Below are 15889 nucleotides of genomic sequence, written 5' to 3'. Positions count from 1 at the left end.
TCAGGCCCAGGCGAGGCGGGCGTCGTCCGTTCCATCGGCGCTATCCGCCAGACGCTTCAGCCGGGGCAGATACTGTTCGACGCCAAAGCGCATCGCGCGCCGTGACGTAGCCGGGTCGGCAATGCGCTCCCTGAGCTGCGAAAGGGCGATCTCTCCTACGCTCTCGGCGTCCACGCCCAAGGCTTCGAGAAGCGCATAGGCGTTGCCATAGGCAAGATCGAGTTCAAGCCCGCTATCGGATGTAAGCGCGACCCTCATGGTTATTTCGGCCGAGTTGGCGCAGTGGTGAACGCAGACCCGGCGGGCACGAAACTGCGCTTCCTCGACCACGCTGATCACCGCCGGATCATGGTCGAAGATGGCCGTCACCGTGGCCAGCGCGAGCGGGCAGACCCGGACCTCGAAACTGTCGCCGATGATGTCGTCGGGTTCGATGAGCGCGGTGCCGATTCGGTCGCCTTCGGCGCGAAGGATGCGGCGCAGCGCGGCGAGTTGGCGGGCAGTGATGACGGCAACCGGCGCGAGGGTGTCGTCGGCAGGAACGGCGATGCGAAAGAGGATGGACATGACTTTGTCTCCTTGGGCAAACCGCCACCCTTTCATCCCCCTTTTCTCTGGACGCGGCTTGATGCCGCATGGCGTTCGCCCCGGCGGAGCGCGGGGGTTCGATGCCCCCGCGCTCCGCATGTCGCGCGCAAAAGGAAGAGAGAGGCCCCGGCGGATGCCGGAGCCTCTCTCGGGCGCGGGCTCAGGCCCAGCGCTGCTGACGCTGCGGTGCCGGGCGCGGGGCCTGCTGGTCCAGCTTCACGACATGGAGCGGAACGCCGGCCTGCCGCAGCTTCTGCGCGAGGTTCATCTGGATGCCCGACCCCTCGCAGATGACCGCTTCGACCGGCTTGAGCGCCAGCAGGCGATCGTTGCGGACGAAGGCGGCCTTGGCGCCGAGACGGCGATCCAGCCGGAACAGGATGACCTTCACGCCGCGCGCTGCCGCCCAGGCCTGGGCGATCGCGTCGCAGCCTTTGGTCTGCGCGGTGGTCGCGAGGATCATTTCCGGCACGCGGGCCTTGATGGAGTCGAGACCGCGCCAGAGCATCTCGTGATCGTCCCAGACCTGACCGCCGGAGAAGGCGACGACGGGACCTTCGGGCGCGAACTGTTCGCGGCGCTCGCGGGCGCGCTCGGCGAGATAGTTGCGGGCATCGATCATCGAGGCGGTGACCCCGCTCGACACCCGGCTGCCGCGGGTCGGCGAGTAGGGACGGCCAGTCTCGACGCGATAGACTTCGGCGGCATGGTCGCGCATGCATTCCATCGCATCGCGGCACCCCTGCAGTGTCTGGCACAGCAGCTGCGCCTCCTCGAGCTGCGAGGCGTAGATCTCGCTCGGATCGAAGCTGCGGGCGAGATCTCCGAGCTCCTTGGCCGCGTCGTCCTCGCGGTCGCTGAGACGCTTGGCGACGACATGGAAGCTGTTGACGAAGCCCCAGGCGAGGTCGCTCGCGAAAGGCTCGAGCCGCGTGTCGCGAAACACGTCGAACAGCGTCGCCATCACCATTTCCACCGCTGCGCGGGCTTGCTCGGGATCGGGCATCTCGCGTTGCTCGGTCTCGTCGACGGGCGACAGCTTGGCGCGTTCGTCGTGCTCGATGAAAGCACCCTCGTAGATCGAACTCTGGCCGTGATGGCCGGTTTCGCCGGCGATGAAGCTGGCGAGGTCGGCGAAGTTCGTGAAAGACTTGGTCATGTGAGCCTCCATGGCGTTTTTGCTGTCTCATCCCCTCGGATGAGACCTGACTCAGGGCATGCGGTGGTCAGGGAGGTCAGGCACGTTAACCGGGAAGCCGGCCACAGGCCGGACCCCGGTTAACGCCGCGCCAGCGGGGAGTGGGGGAACCGATTTTGTCGGGGTTGCCGGGACGCGTCAGCGGCGCGGCGGCGCCGTCAAAATTGGGGGGGACCGCTCATGCTCGACGGACCGCCAACCCCGCATGCCACACTAGGCAGACACAAGAGAGGAATAGGGGTGTAAAACCTCACCGGCGAGAACAACCGCAAGCGGGATCGTAACCCGGACGGGCGGAGACGAGGCTCAGGCCTCGGCTCCGTGAGGTTAGCCGGGGACCGCGCGCATGCGCGGGCGGCGGCTTAGCGAATAGAGCCCCGGTCCCGTCCTTCTGCCCTGGCGAAGGACGGGATGCGCCAACCATCCATGCAACCGCCCCATCCCCATGTTGCGCCATGCCGCAATCGGGAGCGCAGCGCCCCGAGATCAGGCATATGGGCAATATCCTGCGAGCCAATGCGCTCATGCCGGCAGGAACTTCGGCATCGCGGCTTCCGCCGTGCGAGGGGTGGTCACGCCGGCGCCCGGGACATGGCTGGCACCCGTCCCGGACATTCGACGTCGGCAGCGATCAGACGGGGCCGATCCAGTCCGCGGCCTCACGCCACCCAAGGATGTCGCTGCCACTGTCGGAGACGGCGTCGTTCGAAATGTCGCGCCACGGCGAGCGCGGCCGATAGGTCGGCATGTATCGAGCGGTCATCAGCTCAAAGGTGGCGCAGCTATAGCCGCTGAGGCGAATGGCAAGCACCGGCTGATTCTCCGAAGGAAGATCGAAGAAGACCGAGGTGAAGCCGGACGGAAGCGGCCGGATCGTCGCATCGATCATCGTGCGCGCCAACCGAAGCTCGAGTTCGCCGGCATCGCTGCCCCAGGGATGCGCGTCGATGTCATACAGATCGACGCTCCCGGCGGCGCGCACACAGGAGAATTCGCCCGACCAGCAACGGCTGTCCGGGTGCAGGGCCGTGACCTCGGCGGGAAGACCGGCATCGCCGGTCTCCGAGCGAAGCCAGTCGGCGAGGGCCGGCGTGAGCCGGCCCGAGAGCTTGCGCGCGCGAACCGGCGCCGCGTCGAGTTCGGGAAACTCGACGAGCCACCAGGCGAGGCGGTGATGGAGAAGGACGCCGTAGCAATGCTGTACGGCGGGTCTGGGGGCGGGCTGTGTGGCCATGAGCGGAATCCTTGCTTGAGCGGAAGGACGGGTCAGTGAACTGACCCGTCATGCGCGAAGATGGCATCGGGGCTGATCAGCTGGTGCTCGCCGGCGACCAGCGACCAGGCCGCGGCGAGGTCGTCGTAATATTCGCTGTCGACGATCGCATCGGCACTCGCTTCGCCGAACTGGGCTTGTTCGAACGCGCGGACGTGGGCCGCGTCGGCGGCTTCGGCAATCGCCTGGGCGAGGCGTGCGGCGATCTCGTAGCGGTTGAGGCGGTCTGCCGCACGCCGGATGCGGTCGACCATGGCGGGGTTCGTGGTCTCGATGCCGTGGGCAATGCCGGCGATCTCATCGAAGGTGGCGAGATGGAACATTGTGCTCTCCGTGGAAATGAGGAGGGCGGCCGCTGACGGCCGCCCGTCAGGGATCAGAGGAACTCGATTTCCTCGGCGACGATGTCGGTGTTGTAGTAGGTGCGCCCATCGCGCTCGTTGCGGCTGTAGCGGATCTCGCCGACGACCATCAGCTTGTCGCCTTTCTTCTTGTGGTTGGCGACCGACTTGCCGAGGCCGTTGAAGGCCTTCACCGTGTGGAACTCGTCGTAGGTCTCGGTGTAGCCGTTGTCGTCCTTCTGGACCTGGCCGTCCTTGATCACCGGCTTGGAGGTGACGAGGCTGAAGCTGACGCCGCCCTTGCTGTCGGTGCCGAAGCGGCTGATGTCAGAGGTGATGCGGCCTGAGAGAAAAACCTTGTTCATGGTCGTGTACCTTTCGCGTGTCCGTCAGCGGGCCGACCCCGCTGGGATGAACAGTCGCGAAAGCCCGTGAACGAGGGAGCGCCGCACCGGAGCGCCAGCGACGGGGAACCTGCGATTTTTCGGGTGGTGCGGGCAGAGGCCGCCAGGCCTCAACACGGCCGCAAAATCGGGGGTTGCGACGGTCCCGCACGGGCGTAGCGTTCATCCCGACAAGCGGGTGGCCGGATGGCGGACAGGAGACGGGGACGCACCGACTGTGGAAGGCTCGATCCCGGCCGCTTGCCCTCAACCAGCGCGGCCGATGGCCGGGCGATGGGCCTCCTGCTTTGCCCGGTCGCGGGCTCCGGTCAAGGCGGCCGCCAGTGGGCGCGGTGTGCGCCGACCGCCTCGATGATCCCGCGGGCCGCCTGCAGCCGGAGGCCGGGCCACATTCCAGAGACGATGAGATTGGCCGGCGGGTCCGTCCCGGGCGAGCGCGCCGGATCCCGCGCTTCGGCAGGAAGGGCGCCGCTGATCGCAGCCGTCACGGCGGCAGGTGATCACCGGTGCTGCGGTGGGGACTGTCACGGCCGCCGGATGGGAACCGGGAAGGTTCGGCTGTAACGGGGCGGATATCGAAGCCGAGCCAGGTGAAATGATTATACTGGTCGATGACCACTGACGTGCCGTGCGCGAGCCGGCGGGATCGCCAACGGCGTCGGGAATGGCCAGCTCCTGGCCCGCCTTGTCGCTCTTCGTGGCGATCGCGGCCGTGAAAGCGCGCTGACTCTGCACAGCGATCACAATGACTGGACGTGTCTTGATGCCCTCGTCCCGACCGGCCTACTGGTCACGGGTGAAGAGATAGACACAGTGGAGGATGTCGCCGACCTTAAGGAGCGGCGTCATCGTTCCAAACGTCCTGTCCTATTTCTTCGGCGGAGGGCTTCGCGGCCTCGAAAAGATCCCGATGCGCGTCGGGCATTTGATCGGCATCGGCGGCGTTAAGATCGAACACCGCAAGAATCTGTCCAGCGGCGAGCCGTTCGAAATAGGCGGCCTCGACAATAGTGATGTCTGGACGCCCATGTTTTGTGACGGTGATTGGTTCTCGCTGGCTGATATCCGGATATTGACCGGTATGATTGTGGAAGGCCGTCCGCGGAACTTTCTTCTTCGTTGTCGACCGCAAGGTTTCCGCATTCATGGCACGGTCCAGGCGGAATAATCGGCATATACCAAATATGGCAATTTTAGTAAGTTCGAGAAATACCGCCGCCAAACAAGAACAGGGTCCGCTTCGCGTGAAACGAAGCGGACCCTGCGGGAATCGTGCCCGGCCTGGAGGCGCGGGACCGGGCACGACGGGGGGATTTCAGCTGACGGTTTCGGGTTCCTCCACCTGTTCGGCCGTACGCTGACGACGCTGACGCCGGCCGCCTTCGGGCTGTTCGCCACCAAAGGCGTGCTCTGCCGACGACTGGCCGAGGCCGGCCTCGGCGCCCTGGGCCGGCGCGCCGGCGGTTTCGCCTTCGCCGGGCAGCGGCGGCAGCGCGTCATCGGCCTTGCGCGCCATCTCCGAGGCGAGGTCGCGCCGCCGCGTCGGACGCGACCAGACCACGTTGTAGCTGCCGTCCTCCTGGCGGAACGCGGAAATGTAAAGCGGCGCCGCCAGGCTCGGATCCTCGATCTTCCCGTTGAGGAACGCCTCGCCCGTGCCGTTCGAGAACAGCTCGAACAGCGCCCCAACCTGCACCCACGCCCGCGATGCCGACAGCGCCAGCACCTCGAACTTCGGCGCCTTCGGATTGGCCGAGTGCACCTCGCGCAGCGCAATCGTCATCGCAATCGTCAGCGTCTCGATCTTGCCGACGAAAATACCGCCTTCATTCTGCTTGATCGAACCAATGTTCATGGAAAGTCTCCTGGATGATGGTCTCGAACACTGTGTCCGGGACACCGTCCTTCCTCCCCCTCCTCTCCTCGGCCGTTCGGCCGAGCCAGCGCGCAAGCGCCATAGCCGAGGCCCGCGTCCGCGGCCTCGGGACGATCCGGTCGATCCATGGATCGATCCGAACAGCCCCCGCCTGGTCCCGGCCTGATCAACCCCACCCCCGACGCCAATCGTCGGGCAGCAGATCAGACGCAGGAGATGATCGGCCATCGCGAAACGCTCGCGCGTCAGGCCGCTGGCTTTGGCGAGTTGGCTCCAGGATGCCGGAATTCGACTGGGCTTCTTCCGTGCGCAGCTATTCCGCAGGACCGCAATCTGGGATGGTGGCCCGTCAACGGCGGACAGTCGCGTTCAGGCGTAGTGCGGCCGGACCTCGGGAAAGGCCGGGGGCGCCGTCCATTCGAAGACGATGGCAGTATAACGGCCGCCATCATAAAGGACGGAATCGACGCGGCGACGATGACGCTGTAGCCGTTCGAGCAGGCGGTTGGCGCGGTCAGCCAACTGGATGGCCCGCGCTTCGGTCGGCGCCAGCGCGAGAAGGCGGGCCAACTCGCCGGTGTCGTACCACCAGCCACCCTCTTCTGCTCCACCATAGGCGCGGTCAATCTCATAAAGGGCGATGATGTAGCGCATGTGCGGCTCCTTCAGTTGAGTGGGGCCGGGAGCGCCAGCCATTCGGGCTGGTCGTCGGCAATGGGCGGATCGAAGTTCGCGGCCTCGGCCTCGGAAAACACCGTGGCGCCAGCAAGCGAGCCGAAGCCCGAATGGCTGTTCCAGAAGAGCAGGCCGGCCTCTGCGTCGCGCGTGACAAGGACGTATCCGTCGACACCTTCGTGGTGACCGCGCGCGATAGCGCGATCGAGGAGCCGGGACGAACCTGCGAACTCGAGCCCGTCTTCGCGGATGACGACATAGCCGCCGCCGAACTCACCGGGGCGCAGGCGATCGCAATCGAGCGCATATTCGAAGCCAAACGGCAGAGCCGATTTCGCGGTCGCCTGGATCAGCAGCGCGGCGGTTTCGACATCGACCTGGTCGCCGTAGAACCAGACCTTGCAACGGCCTGACCCATCGGACGGATCGACCTGCAGCGAGAAGCTGAGGCGTGGATAATCGAGATCGCTGAAGATCGCGCGAAATCCACCGAAGGGATCGGCCTCGATCGACGGGAAGCACGACGTGAAGGATTCGCCGAGCGCGGCATAAGCTGCGGCAAGTTCATCCTGCTCGAAACCAGAATCATCGAGAATTCCTGTAGCATCTTCGATCTGGCGCAGGACTTCGGCCTCGGCCTCGGTAACGGTGAGCACAAAGCTCGCTTTGACGAAATGGTTGGCCATGTTCGCTCCTCGCGAAAAATAGGTTCGGGACAGTCAGGTCTCCGGCCTCGGAGACATGTCCTGCCCCTTCCCCCTTCCCTGCTCCTCTTTGCGTGCGCGAAGCGCAGATGCGGCGAGGCGCGCGGAGGAGAGCCTCGGTCTCGGTCAGTGGCTTACAGAAGGCGTGGGCACCGTCAGCGAGTCCAAGCGTATCGCCGACACCAGCACGTCGGGAGACAAGGCCTGCGGCGCGCCGGGGAAGGTTTTGCTCATTCTGGCCGCTCATCCGATAATTTCTGGAAACTTTCACAATTTGGAAGTATGAGGAAATTCATGTCATCCTTGGCACAGCAGATCACGGCAGCAGGGCTGGCCGACCATATCCTGAGCGAACGCCAGCTTGGGCGGTTGCTGGGCGGCGGGGATGCGCGGCGCTACGGCCTCGTAAACCGTGCCCTCAAGGATGGCTCCCTGCTTCGGGTGAAGCGCGGCACATATCTTCTGGGGCGAGACTATCGCAGCCAAACCGTACATCCCTTCGCCATTGCCCAGAGTCTCGTACCAGGCAGCTATATCTCGCTCGAAAGCGCGCTGACCTGGCATGGCTGGATTCCCGAAGCGGTTTTCACCACCGCCAGCGTGACACCGGGACGCAAAACGCTGCACTTCGACACGCCGGACTTCGGGGCGTTCAGCTTCCACCCTCTCGCCATTGCCGATTATCGGTTCCTGATCGGCGTTGATCGGGTCCAGATGGGCAAACTCACCGCCTTCGTCGCCCAGCCTTTGCGGGCGCTGATGGACTTGGTTGCCCTGCGCAAGGAACAATGGAGCGGGGTCGAATGGCTGACCCATGGCATGCGGATCGACCCGGACAGGCTCGTCTCGCTTCGACGAAAGGATTTCGCCAAGCTCAGATCCACCTACAAGCACAAGGCCGAGAACGCCTTTCTCGCCGCGCTCGAATACGCCGTCATGGCCCGAAAGGCTTCCAATCATGATTGACATCATCCAGGAAAAGCTGCGCAGCTACGATGCGGCCAACGCCCTCGAAGAGGAAAATGCCGTCAAGGAAATCCTCCAGGAGATCGCGCTTTACGCCCTGTGGCGCGGCGATTTCTTCGATGTCGCCCTGTTTCAGGGAGGCACCTCGCTGCGTATCCTTCATGGCCTGCCGCGTTTTTCAGAAGACCTCGATTTCCTCCTCCGCGCGCCCGATCCGGATTTCGATTGGTCGCCTTATCTCACGGTTCTGGTCGACGTGTTCGGCCAGTTCGGCCTGAAGCTCGACGCGCGGCCCAAGGCGAAAATGGACAGCGCGATCCGCCAGGCGCTCCTCAAGAATGATTCGATCGCCAGCCAGCTCGACCTTATCTTTGCCGGGACAGGCAAGCCCCGGACGATCCGCATCAAGTTGGAAATCGATGTCAATCCCCCCGCCGGCTCCGGCGAAGATGCCACCTATCTCGATTTTCCGGCCGACTATGAAGTGCGACATCAGGATCTGCCGTCCAACTTCGCGCTCAAGATCCATGCGCTGCTCTGCCGGGGCTTCCTCAAAGGTAGGGACTGGTACGATTTCTCCTGGTATGTCGCAAAGGGAACTGCCCCCAATCTGCCGCTCCTGCGCGCGGCGCTGATTCAAGCCGGACCGTGGGCTGGTGACGAGAGCATTGCCGTCAATATGCCCTGGCTGAAGGACGCGCTGGGCAGCACGATCGCCGGTCTCGACTGGAAAGCGGCGGCCGAAGATGTGCGCCGCTTCCTGCGTCCGGCTGAATTCAAATCGATCGACCTGTGGAGCGAGCGCTTCTTCATGGCGAAGCTGGACCGGCTGGTTCCGCCCCCCGGACAGAATGCGAATGCATGATTGCCCGTCGCCAGGGCAAGCGCTCGACGCCTGACTCAAGACCTATGGAACCGTGCGCGATGGCAACTCGGGTCATCTCCTGCCCGAGCAACAGTAGGAGATCGATAACGAGCGGGTTGCTCTGCACGTTGGAAAACTTCTAGTCGCCGAAATCCCGCCAGCGGCCGACCAGTTCGATCATCTCGGCCTTGCAGCCGAAGGCATCCGGATAGATCGCGCCTTCATGTTGACCGAGGAAACCGACGATCGTCGTGATGTGGGTCGCGATCGTCGCGTCGACGCCGAACAGATCGGCGATAGGAAAGTGCCCGCAATCCTCGCCGTTCCACCAGGCCAGAAGGAAGTTTGCGACCCGGCGTGATTGGCCGGTGTCGGATCGGGCAATTGCGATGAGACGATCGAGGGCGTTGTCTGCGGCGGCCTTGCTGAAGGGTCCCTGATCCATGAGATCAGGCTACAGCAGCGTTGGGTGCGGGTGAACCGGAAATAGCAGGATCCAGCCCCGGCGAGCCGGCGGGATTGCCGCGCAACATCCAGGGCATCGGCTGGATGAGCCGTGCCCAGTCGGCGAAAGACGGAATGCGCCCCAGATCTTCGGTGACGTGCGCCTCCCCGATCAGACGCACCGGCACCTGACGTCCGTCGCTGTTGCGAACGGTCACGCCAAAAATCGTCTCGAGCAGGAAAATCCCCTCGGCATGGTGCCTGAGCGCCCGGTGGCGCGGATCAGCGATGATCTTCTTGGATTCATCGAACCATTGATGAAGGGCGATATAGTCGCCCGGCACGCCGCCCCAGCGGCGCGCCGAGCTGAGCGCATGAAAATAGCAGTGAGACATGGATCACAGCTCCGTCTCGGTGGTGTCGTAGTCGATGAACCGGGCATTATGCGTGATGGTCACGCCTCCCGAGGCGACATCGATGACGATCTCTCCGTAGGCGCCCTCGCCATTTTCCCAGCCACCATGATGGTCGCAGACGGCATTTTCAGCAAAAGACGACAGGGCGTCCTCCAGTTGCAATGCGGAACTGCGAACGTTTCCACCATAGTCGACGGCGTAATGGTCGCACAGCACCGAAGGCAATTCCCGGACAGACTGGCCGCCATAGGCGGTGACATCGCCCATCATGCCTTCATCACCGCCACCATCATAGCTGATGTCGACGCGTGTGATACCATGCTCCCGCAGGATAGGCAGGAACGCGCTCTTGCAGCGCGCTTCGACACGCCGGACGGCGGCGGCATGCTCTGCGATCTCGGCCTCGATACGAGCCTGAATGGCGGCCTGGTCGGAGGTAAGTTGCGTCGGTATCATACTGGTGTCTCCTCAAGCGAGCGGTTCGCGGCCTCGGCGCAGCGAGGGTAGGCGGCGGCGAGATTGCGATGAAGGATCTCGAAGTCGGGAATGGGGAACCGTCCCAACGGGTCGGGCCGCGTCGCGAGCAACGCACCCATGACGATGTCGTCGATACGGTCCCGGTCGACCGCGGGGGCACGGCCGTCGTCGTAGCGGACCGGCGGCGCGAAACCGGCTTCGACCCAGCTGGCGAGACCGTCCTGGGCGGCCTCGACATAGGCCGCGACCGAGGGATCGCGACGATAAGCGCCCGCATCGACCTTGAGACCGAGCGTGCGATAGATGCCGAAGTCGTGCCGGTTGGTGATAAAGACGAGGGCACACCCGTCCGGGGGCGGGCCGAAGCGGGCGATGACGGCGGCCCGATAGGCGGCGACCTCAAGCCGGTTGAGGCGCTCGAAGTCGGGGGTGTGGCCGAGCTGCGCGCAATCCTCGTGTCCGGGCGCGCCGCCGAGGTCGATGATGTCGGACATGGCCTTCTCCTGTTGCGTGAACACAAAGGCACACCCCCCTCCTCTCTCCGGCCATGAGGTCAATGGACGGCAAAGGCCCCCCGATCCGCTATGGAGCTGAAGGTCATCTCAAGGGTTAGGGTCGATCGCGAAGCGTGTGGCGGCGGCCCGCCGCTGGAGCGAGCCGATGCGCTAGACGAAAGCCATGCGGTGATTGCCCGGCATCCGGTCAATGAAGGTCGGCGATCCAGTTCTCGACTTTGAGTGCGCGTATCCGCGAGAAGTCTGTGATATTCGCGGTCACCAGCACCGCTTCCAGGGCATAGGCATGGGCAGCGATGAACCAGTCATTTGGCCCGATAGGCTTGCCGGCTGCTTCCAGCTCTGCGCGAATACCGGCATATTCAGTGTCGGCGGGGACATCGAGGGCAAGGATCTGGAGGCTGTCCAGAATGGCCTCGATCTGCGCCAGCAGCCGCGGCGAACCCGCTCTGGCGCAGCCGTAGCGGAGTTCCGCCGCGGTGATGATGCTGACACAGATCGCATCCGGGCCCACTTCGGCGATGCGTGCGGCAACCGATCCTTGCGGATTGCGGGCAAGCTCGGAGACGGTATTGGTGTCGAGCATATAGAGCCCGCTCACAGGTCGATGGCCTTTATCGGGAGCAATGTGTCCTCGACATCGGGAAACTGATCATCGGGCCCGAGCGGCTGCAGGGATGCGAGGACTTCCAGAAGATTCTTGCGGCGTACCGGTTCGATAATGAGGCGGTCGCCATCGCGATGGATCATCACGCGGTCCTTCGCCCATGACCGGCGCGAAGTCGCCGACCAGGTCGTCTCGGGCGATTTGCGCGGATTTGTGGTGATCCCGCAGGATTTCGAGCAGCGCCTGGCCGATCGCGGCACGCGGCCTCTGGTGCAGATCATCGCCGACGGTTCGCAGCCCAATACCGCCAACTATGTCACCAACTATGCGCAGGGCGTGGTGCAGACCTGGCGGGGCGGGCTTGATGGCGAGACGCCACGCGCAGCCGTCACGATGGAGCCGCGCTACTGGTTCAACGCCGAACTGGAAAGCCGCCGCGCGCTGGTGCCCGGCGCGATCGCCATCGTCATGACCATCATCGGCACCATGCTGACCGCGCTGGTGGTGGCGCGCGAATGGGAGCGCGGCACGATGGAAGCGGTGCTCTCCACGCCCGCATCGGTCGCGGAGATCCTGATCGGCAAGCTCCTGCCCTATTTTGCGCTCGGCATGCTGGCCACGCTCGGTGCGACCGCGCTGGCGGTCTTCGTGTTCGGCGTGCCGCTGCGCGGATCGCTGGCGGCGCTCCTGCTGCTTTCGGCCACCTTCATGGTGCCGGCGCTGGGCCAAGGGCTGCTGATTTCGTCTGTCACCCGCAACCAGTTCCTGGCCGCGCAGATCGCCTTGTTCTCCGGTTTTCTGCCGGCCTTCATGCTGTCGGGCTTTCTCTATGAGATCGACGCGATGCCCGCGCCGATCCGGGCCATCACCTGGGCGATACCGGCGCGCTATTTCGTCTCTTCGCTAAAAACCGTCTTTCTGGCCGGCGACATCTGGGCCGTCTTCGTGCCGAACCTGCTGGCGATGGGCGCCATCGGCGTCCTGTTTTTCCTCCTGGCCAAGCGCGCCACGCGCAAGAATCTGGAGTGACGAGCCATGACGCGGCACAATGGCTATCTCTCTTTCACCCGGCTGCGAGCCCAGTTCGTCAAGGAAGTGCTGAGCATCCTGCGCGATCCGCGCAGCCGCATGGTGGTGTTCATGCCGCCGCTGCTGCAACTGCTGGTGTTCGCCTTCGCCGCGACGCTCGAAGTGCGCAACGTCGATATTGCCGTGCATAATCAGGATGCGGGCCGCTGGTCGCATGAACTGATCGCGCGGCTCGATCGGGCCGACTTCATTACCCAGGTCTATCGCGTGACCGACGGTCAGGAACTGGGACGCCTGATCGACCAGGGCAAGGTGATCGCGGCGCTCGACATCCAGCCGGACTTTTCGCGCGCAATCGCTGCCGGAGACAGCGGCCGTATCCAGCTGTTGATCGACGGCCGGCGCAGCAATTCGGGACAGATCACCGCCAGTTATCTCTCCGCCATCGCCGCCGAAGTCGGCGCGGAGGCCAACCCCGGCACAGGTCCTGCGACGCCAGTGGCGGTACGCAACTGGTTCAATCCCAATCTGACGTATCGCTGGTTCATCGTCCCGGGCCTCTCCGGCATCCTGGCGTTCTTCAGCGCACTGCTCATAACCTCGCTGTCGATCGCCCGTGAACGCGAACTGGGAACCTTCGACCAGTTGCTGGTCTCACCAACCTCCACGCCGGAAATCATCCTGTCCAAATCCTTGCCGGCGCTGGTCATCGGCACCATGCTCGGACTTCTGATGATGGCCGCGGCCGCGGGACCGTTCCGGATTCCGTTCAACGGGTCGTTCGCGCTGCTGTTTGTCAGCCTGGTCCTGTTCATCCTGTCGGTGGTGGGCATCGGTCTGATGATTTCGGCGATCAGCGCGACCCAGCAACAGGCCATCCTGGGCGCCTTCGCCATCGGCGTGCCATCCGTCCTGATGTCGGGATTTGCCACGCCGGTCGAGAACATGCCCATGCTGCTGCAATGGCTGGCGCAGGCGATTCCACTCACCCATTTCCTGGTCATCGTCGAGGGCAGCTTTCTCAAAGCCATGGCGCCGGGCGACATATTTGCCAGCCTCTGGCCATTGGCGATGATCGCCCTGGTGTCGCTCACCATGGCCACCATCTTCGTTCGAGGACGCCTGCAATGAGATCGCCCCGCCACAGTCATGCGCCGTCATTGTCTGATACGGGCGGACGTTCCCCGCGATGGTCGCGCTACGCAATATTGATAGCTGGCTGCAGTTCGTTGACGGCCTGTATGGTCGGCCCCAACTACCGGGCGCCACCTGCCGTTGACACGGGTAGTGGCTGGAGCCGGCCGGTTGGGGAAGCGTCGGCGCCAACGGACCTGGACCGCTGGTGGAGGGCCCTGGGCGATCCCGAACTGGAGAGGCTGGTCGATACCGCACTGGCGCAAAATCTCGATATCCGTCAAGCCACCGCACGGATCGACGAGGCGCGCGCGCTGCGAGACCGCGCCGCTGGCCGGCAACTGCCCACGGTTTCTGCTGGCGCCAGTGTGAACCAGCGTCGGCAAAGCGAGAACGGCCCGCTGCCCGTTGGGTCCATTCCCGGCCTCGATGCGTCTCAGACGATCTACGATGCCGGCTTCGACGCGGCCTGGGAACTCGACCTGTTCGGCGCGAACCGGCGGGCGCTGGAAGGCGCGAACGCCCGCTTGCAGGCAAGTGAAGCGGAGGCGCAGGGCGTGCGTATGCGGATCGCGGCCGAAGTCGCACGCGCATGGTTCGAGGCGACCGGCGCCAGAGAAGAATTACGCGCGCAGCGGGCGACGGTGGCGACGCTGCACCAGACGCTGGAACTCATGCGCGGTCGCGCGGCGCTCGGCGATGTTGCCGGTGCCGACGTGGACGCAACCCATGAACGCTGGGCCGCCGCCAACGCCCTGCTGCCGGGCATAGAGGCGCGGCAGCGTGCGGCAGTGCTCGGCCTTGGTGTCCTGCTCGGCTCACCGCCGGAACGTGAACTCAAGCTGCTCGATGCAACTGCATCGTCTCTCATACTGCCGGCGCTGCCCGTGGGGGAACGGGCCGATATATTGCGGCGTCGCCCCGATGTTCTGGCTGCCGAACGGCGCCTCGCCGCCAGCACCGCCGATATCGGCGTGGCGACCACCGAACTGTTTCCCAAGCTCTCTATCGCAGCGGGCGGCGGATTTCAGGCGCTTAGCACGGGCGACTGGTTCGACACCTCCAGCACCCGCTACTCCATCCTGCCGCTCATTTCCTGGCGCTTGTTCGACGGCGGCCGCGTGCGCGCGGAGATACGCGCGCGGGAGGCCGTTCAGCGGCAGGCCGCGCTGGGCTATGAACAGGCCGTCCTGGCCGCATTGGGCGACGCGGAGCGCGCCTTGAGCGACTATGACGCCGGACGCGATGCGCTCGCGCGGCGTCAAACGGCGCTGGACGCTGCGCGTCGAAGTGTCGGCCACGCCGAGGCCCGTTTTGCCGCCGGCGATATCGCGGGGATTGAACTGCTTGCGGCCGAGCGCCTCCTGCACGAAGCTGAAACCGCCTGTGCCCGCGCGCATGCCACAACGGCGGTGCAACTGGTGGCGTTGTACAAGGCGATCGGTGGGGGCTGGGACTTGCCCGATGCGCCGACTTCCAAACACGTTTCAATTGGTGCCACAGTGGGAGAAGGGCAATGAATGACGCTGACGGGAACAGCAAGGAACCGGCCGCGCACGACTGGGCGGGGGAAGCGGGCACACGCTGGCTCGCCCAGCTCGACCGTTTCGAGAGCATGATCGAACCGATCGGCGCAGCGCTGCTCGCGCGAGCAGCCTATGTTGCCGGGGAGAAGGTGGTCGATATCGGCTGCGGCGGCGGCTGGACGACGAGGCGGATCGCCGAAAGGACGGGCAACACGGGATTGGCGCTCGGCCTCGACATATCGCCCGAACTGGTGGCGGCGGCAACGGATCGGGCGCAGCGCGCCGGTCTTGCCAACATCCGCTTCGAACAAGGCGACGCCGCGACGGCCATGCCCGAAGAAGCCCCCTTCGACCGGCTGCATTCCCGCTTCGGCACGATGTTCTTTCCCGAACCCTATGCCGCATTCGCCAATCTGCGCCGGATGCTGCGTGCCGGTGGACGGCTCGACATCGCGGTGTGGGCGCCGATCGCCGACAATCCGTGGCAGCGCAATGTCATGGCCGCGATCCGCCGGCATATCGACCTGCCCACGCCGCAGCCGCGCGAGCCCGGCCCCTTCGCGCTGGGCGAGCAGGATTATGTCACCGATCTTCTGCAAAGCGCCGGCTTCTGTGACATATCGTTCGACGCCTGGACGGGCGAGCAGCGCGTCGGCGGACCCGGCAGCGATCCCGAGAGCGCCACCCGCTTCGTGCTCGACGGCATGCAGGTCGGCGATCTCGTCCGGGCGAGCGGGGACGACACACGCGCAGCCGTTCACCGCAGCCTGGTCGAACTGTTCGAGCGCAATTGCGATAATGAAGGTGTTCGCATGGGCGCGAAAGCCTGGCTGGTGAGCGCCCGCGCGTGA

The 15889-nt window shown here is 64.7% G+C and carries 20 protein-coding genes and 1 pseudogene; 6 read left to right on the top strand and 15 right to left on the bottom strand.

Annotation, left to right across the window (positions count from 1 at the left end; translation table 11 throughout):
* The 9 genes from K7W03_RS13495 to K7W03_RS13455 all read right to left on the bottom strand — a co-directional run bounded on the left by K7W03_RS13495 (window position 1) and on the right by K7W03_RS13455 (window position 7041).
* Window positions 1-567, bottom strand: coding sequence for a hypothetical protein (locus K7W03_RS13495; protein WP_020818468.1), 567 nt, complete (start codon window positions 565-567; stop codon window positions 1-3).
* A 181-nt stretch (window positions 568-748) separates the two neighbouring features.
* Window positions 749-1747, bottom strand: coding sequence for a DUF2493 domain-containing protein (locus tag K7W03_RS13490; protein WP_020818467.1), 999 nt, complete (start codon window positions 1745-1747; stop codon window positions 749-751).
* 670 nt (window positions 1748-2417) lie between these two features.
* Entirely contained in the window at window positions 2418-3020 is a 603-nt protein-coding gene (locus K7W03_RS13485; RefSeq protein WP_020818466.1) for a hypothetical protein, read from the bottom strand.
* A gap of 32 nt (window positions 3021-3052) precedes the next feature.
* Window positions 3053-3382, bottom strand: coding sequence for a hypothetical protein (locus K7W03_RS13480; protein WP_020818465.1), 330 nt, complete (start codon window positions 3380-3382; stop codon window positions 3053-3055).
* A gap of 53 nt (window positions 3383-3435) precedes the next feature.
* On the bottom strand, window positions 3436-3765 hold the full coding sequence (locus K7W03_RS13475; protein WP_007015553.1) for a single-stranded DNA-binding protein: 330 nt from the start codon (window positions 3763-3765) through the stop codon (window positions 3436-3438).
* A gap of 871 nt (window positions 3766-4636) precedes the next feature.
* Complete coding sequence (locus K7W03_RS13470; RefSeq protein ID WP_031297199.1) at window positions 4637-4951, bottom strand: type II toxin-antitoxin system prevent-host-death family antitoxin; 315 nt, start codon at window positions 4949-4951, stop codon at window positions 4637-4639.
* A 168-nt stretch (window positions 4952-5119) separates the two neighbouring features.
* Window positions 5120-5659, bottom strand: coding sequence for a DUF736 domain-containing protein (locus tag K7W03_RS13465; RefSeq protein ID WP_015460591.1), 540 nt, complete (start codon window positions 5657-5659; stop codon window positions 5120-5122).
* Window positions 5660-6049: 390 nt separating this feature from the next.
* Window positions 6050-6334, bottom strand: a complete 285-nt coding sequence (locus tag K7W03_RS13460; protein ID WP_015460590.1) for a hypothetical protein — start codon at window positions 6332-6334, stop codon at window positions 6050-6052.
* 11 nt (window positions 6335-6345) lie between these two features.
* Window positions 6346-7041, bottom strand: coding sequence for a hypothetical protein (locus K7W03_RS13455; RefSeq protein ID WP_015460589.1), 696 nt, complete (start codon window positions 7039-7041; stop codon window positions 6346-6348).
* Window positions 7042-7353: 312 nt separating this feature from the next.
* Here K7W03_RS13455 and K7W03_RS13450 point away from each other — a divergent pair, with 312 nt between their 5' ends.
* Both K7W03_RS13450 and K7W03_RS13445 read left to right on the top strand, forming a co-directional pair.
* Window positions 7354-8025: a type IV toxin-antitoxin system AbiEi family antitoxin domain-containing protein gene (locus K7W03_RS13450; RefSeq protein ID WP_020818773.1), complete on the top strand. Its 672-nt coding sequence runs from the start codon at window positions 7354-7356 to the stop codon at window positions 8023-8025.
* Entirely contained in the window at window positions 8018-8890 is an 873-nt protein-coding gene (locus tag K7W03_RS13445; RefSeq protein ID WP_222886535.1) for a nucleotidyl transferase AbiEii/AbiGii toxin family protein, read from the top strand. The genes K7W03_RS13450 and K7W03_RS13445 overlap by 8 nt, the downstream gene beginning before the upstream one ends.
* 139 nt (window positions 8891-9029) lie before the next feature.
* On the opposite strand, the gene K7W03_RS13440 is transcribed toward K7W03_RS13445, so the two are convergent.
* From K7W03_RS13440 to K7W03_RS13415, 6 genes are all read right to left on the bottom strand, one after another.
* Window positions 9030-9335 carry a hypothetical protein gene (locus tag K7W03_RS13440; protein WP_015460586.1) on the bottom strand — a complete coding sequence of 102 codons (306 nt, stop codon included), beginning with the start codon at window positions 9333-9335 and terminating at the stop codon, window positions 9030-9032.
* Between the two features lie 4 nt (window positions 9336-9339).
* Window positions 9340-9729 (bottom strand): DUF6915 family protein, encoded by a 390-nt coding sequence (locus K7W03_RS13435; RefSeq protein WP_015460585.1) that lies wholly within the window; start codon window positions 9727-9729, stop codon window positions 9340-9342.
* Window positions 9730-9732: 3 nt separating this feature from the next.
* The gene (locus tag K7W03_RS13430; RefSeq protein WP_015460584.1) at window positions 9733-10206 is read right to left on the bottom strand and encodes a DUF6878 family protein; all 474 of its coding nucleotides are present in this window, start codon (window positions 10204-10206) and stop codon (window positions 9733-9735) included.
* Window positions 10203-10721, bottom strand: coding sequence for a hypothetical protein (locus K7W03_RS13425; protein ID WP_020818772.1), 519 nt, complete (start codon window positions 10719-10721; stop codon window positions 10203-10205). Before K7W03_RS13425 ends, K7W03_RS13430 begins: the two co-directional genes overlap by 4 nt.
* A 208-nt stretch (window positions 10722-10929) precedes the next feature.
* Window positions 10930-11328 carry a type II toxin-antitoxin system VapC family toxin gene (locus tag K7W03_RS13420; protein ID WP_197672744.1) on the bottom strand — a complete coding sequence of 133 codons (399 nt, stop codon included), beginning with the start codon at window positions 11326-11328 and terminating at the stop codon, window positions 10930-10932.
* 11 nt (window positions 11329-11339) lie between these two features.
* Complete coding sequence (locus K7W03_RS13415) at window positions 11340-11492, bottom strand: hypothetical protein (protein WP_021222963.1); 153 nt, start codon at window positions 11490-11492, stop codon at window positions 11340-11342.
* Between the two features lie 10 nt (window positions 11493-11502).
* Here K7W03_RS13415 and K7W03_RS13410 point away from each other — a divergent pair.
* From K7W03_RS13410 to K7W03_RS13395, 4 genes and pseudogenes are all read left to right on the top strand, one after another.
* Window positions 11503-12378, top strand: a pseudogene (locus K7W03_RS13410) (ABC transporter permease); the annotation flags it as partial.
* A gap of 6 nt (window positions 12379-12384) precedes the next feature.
* Window positions 12385-13509: an ABC transporter permease gene (locus K7W03_RS13405; RefSeq protein WP_020819437.1), complete on the top strand. Its 1125-nt coding sequence runs from the start codon at window positions 12385-12387 to the stop codon at window positions 13507-13509.
* A gap of 29 nt (window positions 13510-13538) precedes the next feature.
* On the top strand, window positions 13539-15032 hold the full coding sequence (locus K7W03_RS13400) for an efflux transporter outer membrane subunit (protein WP_223308155.1): 1494 nt from the start codon (window positions 13539-13541) through the stop codon (window positions 15030-15032).
* Window positions 15029-15889 (top strand): class I SAM-dependent methyltransferase, encoded by an 861-nt coding sequence (locus K7W03_RS13395; protein WP_020819435.1) that lies wholly within the window; start codon window positions 15029-15031, stop codon window positions 15887-15889. The genes K7W03_RS13400 and K7W03_RS13395 overlap by 4 nt, the downstream gene beginning before the upstream one ends.

Source organism: Sphingobium sp. PNB (assembly GCF_019873065.1).
In the GTDB taxonomy this organism is placed as follows: Bacteria; Pseudomonadota; Alphaproteobacteria; order Sphingomonadales; family Sphingomonadaceae; genus Sphingobium; species Sphingobium fuliginis.
The sequence above is the reverse complement of the archived record's forward strand: the minus strand, read 5'-3'. Positions and strand labels throughout refer to the sequence as shown.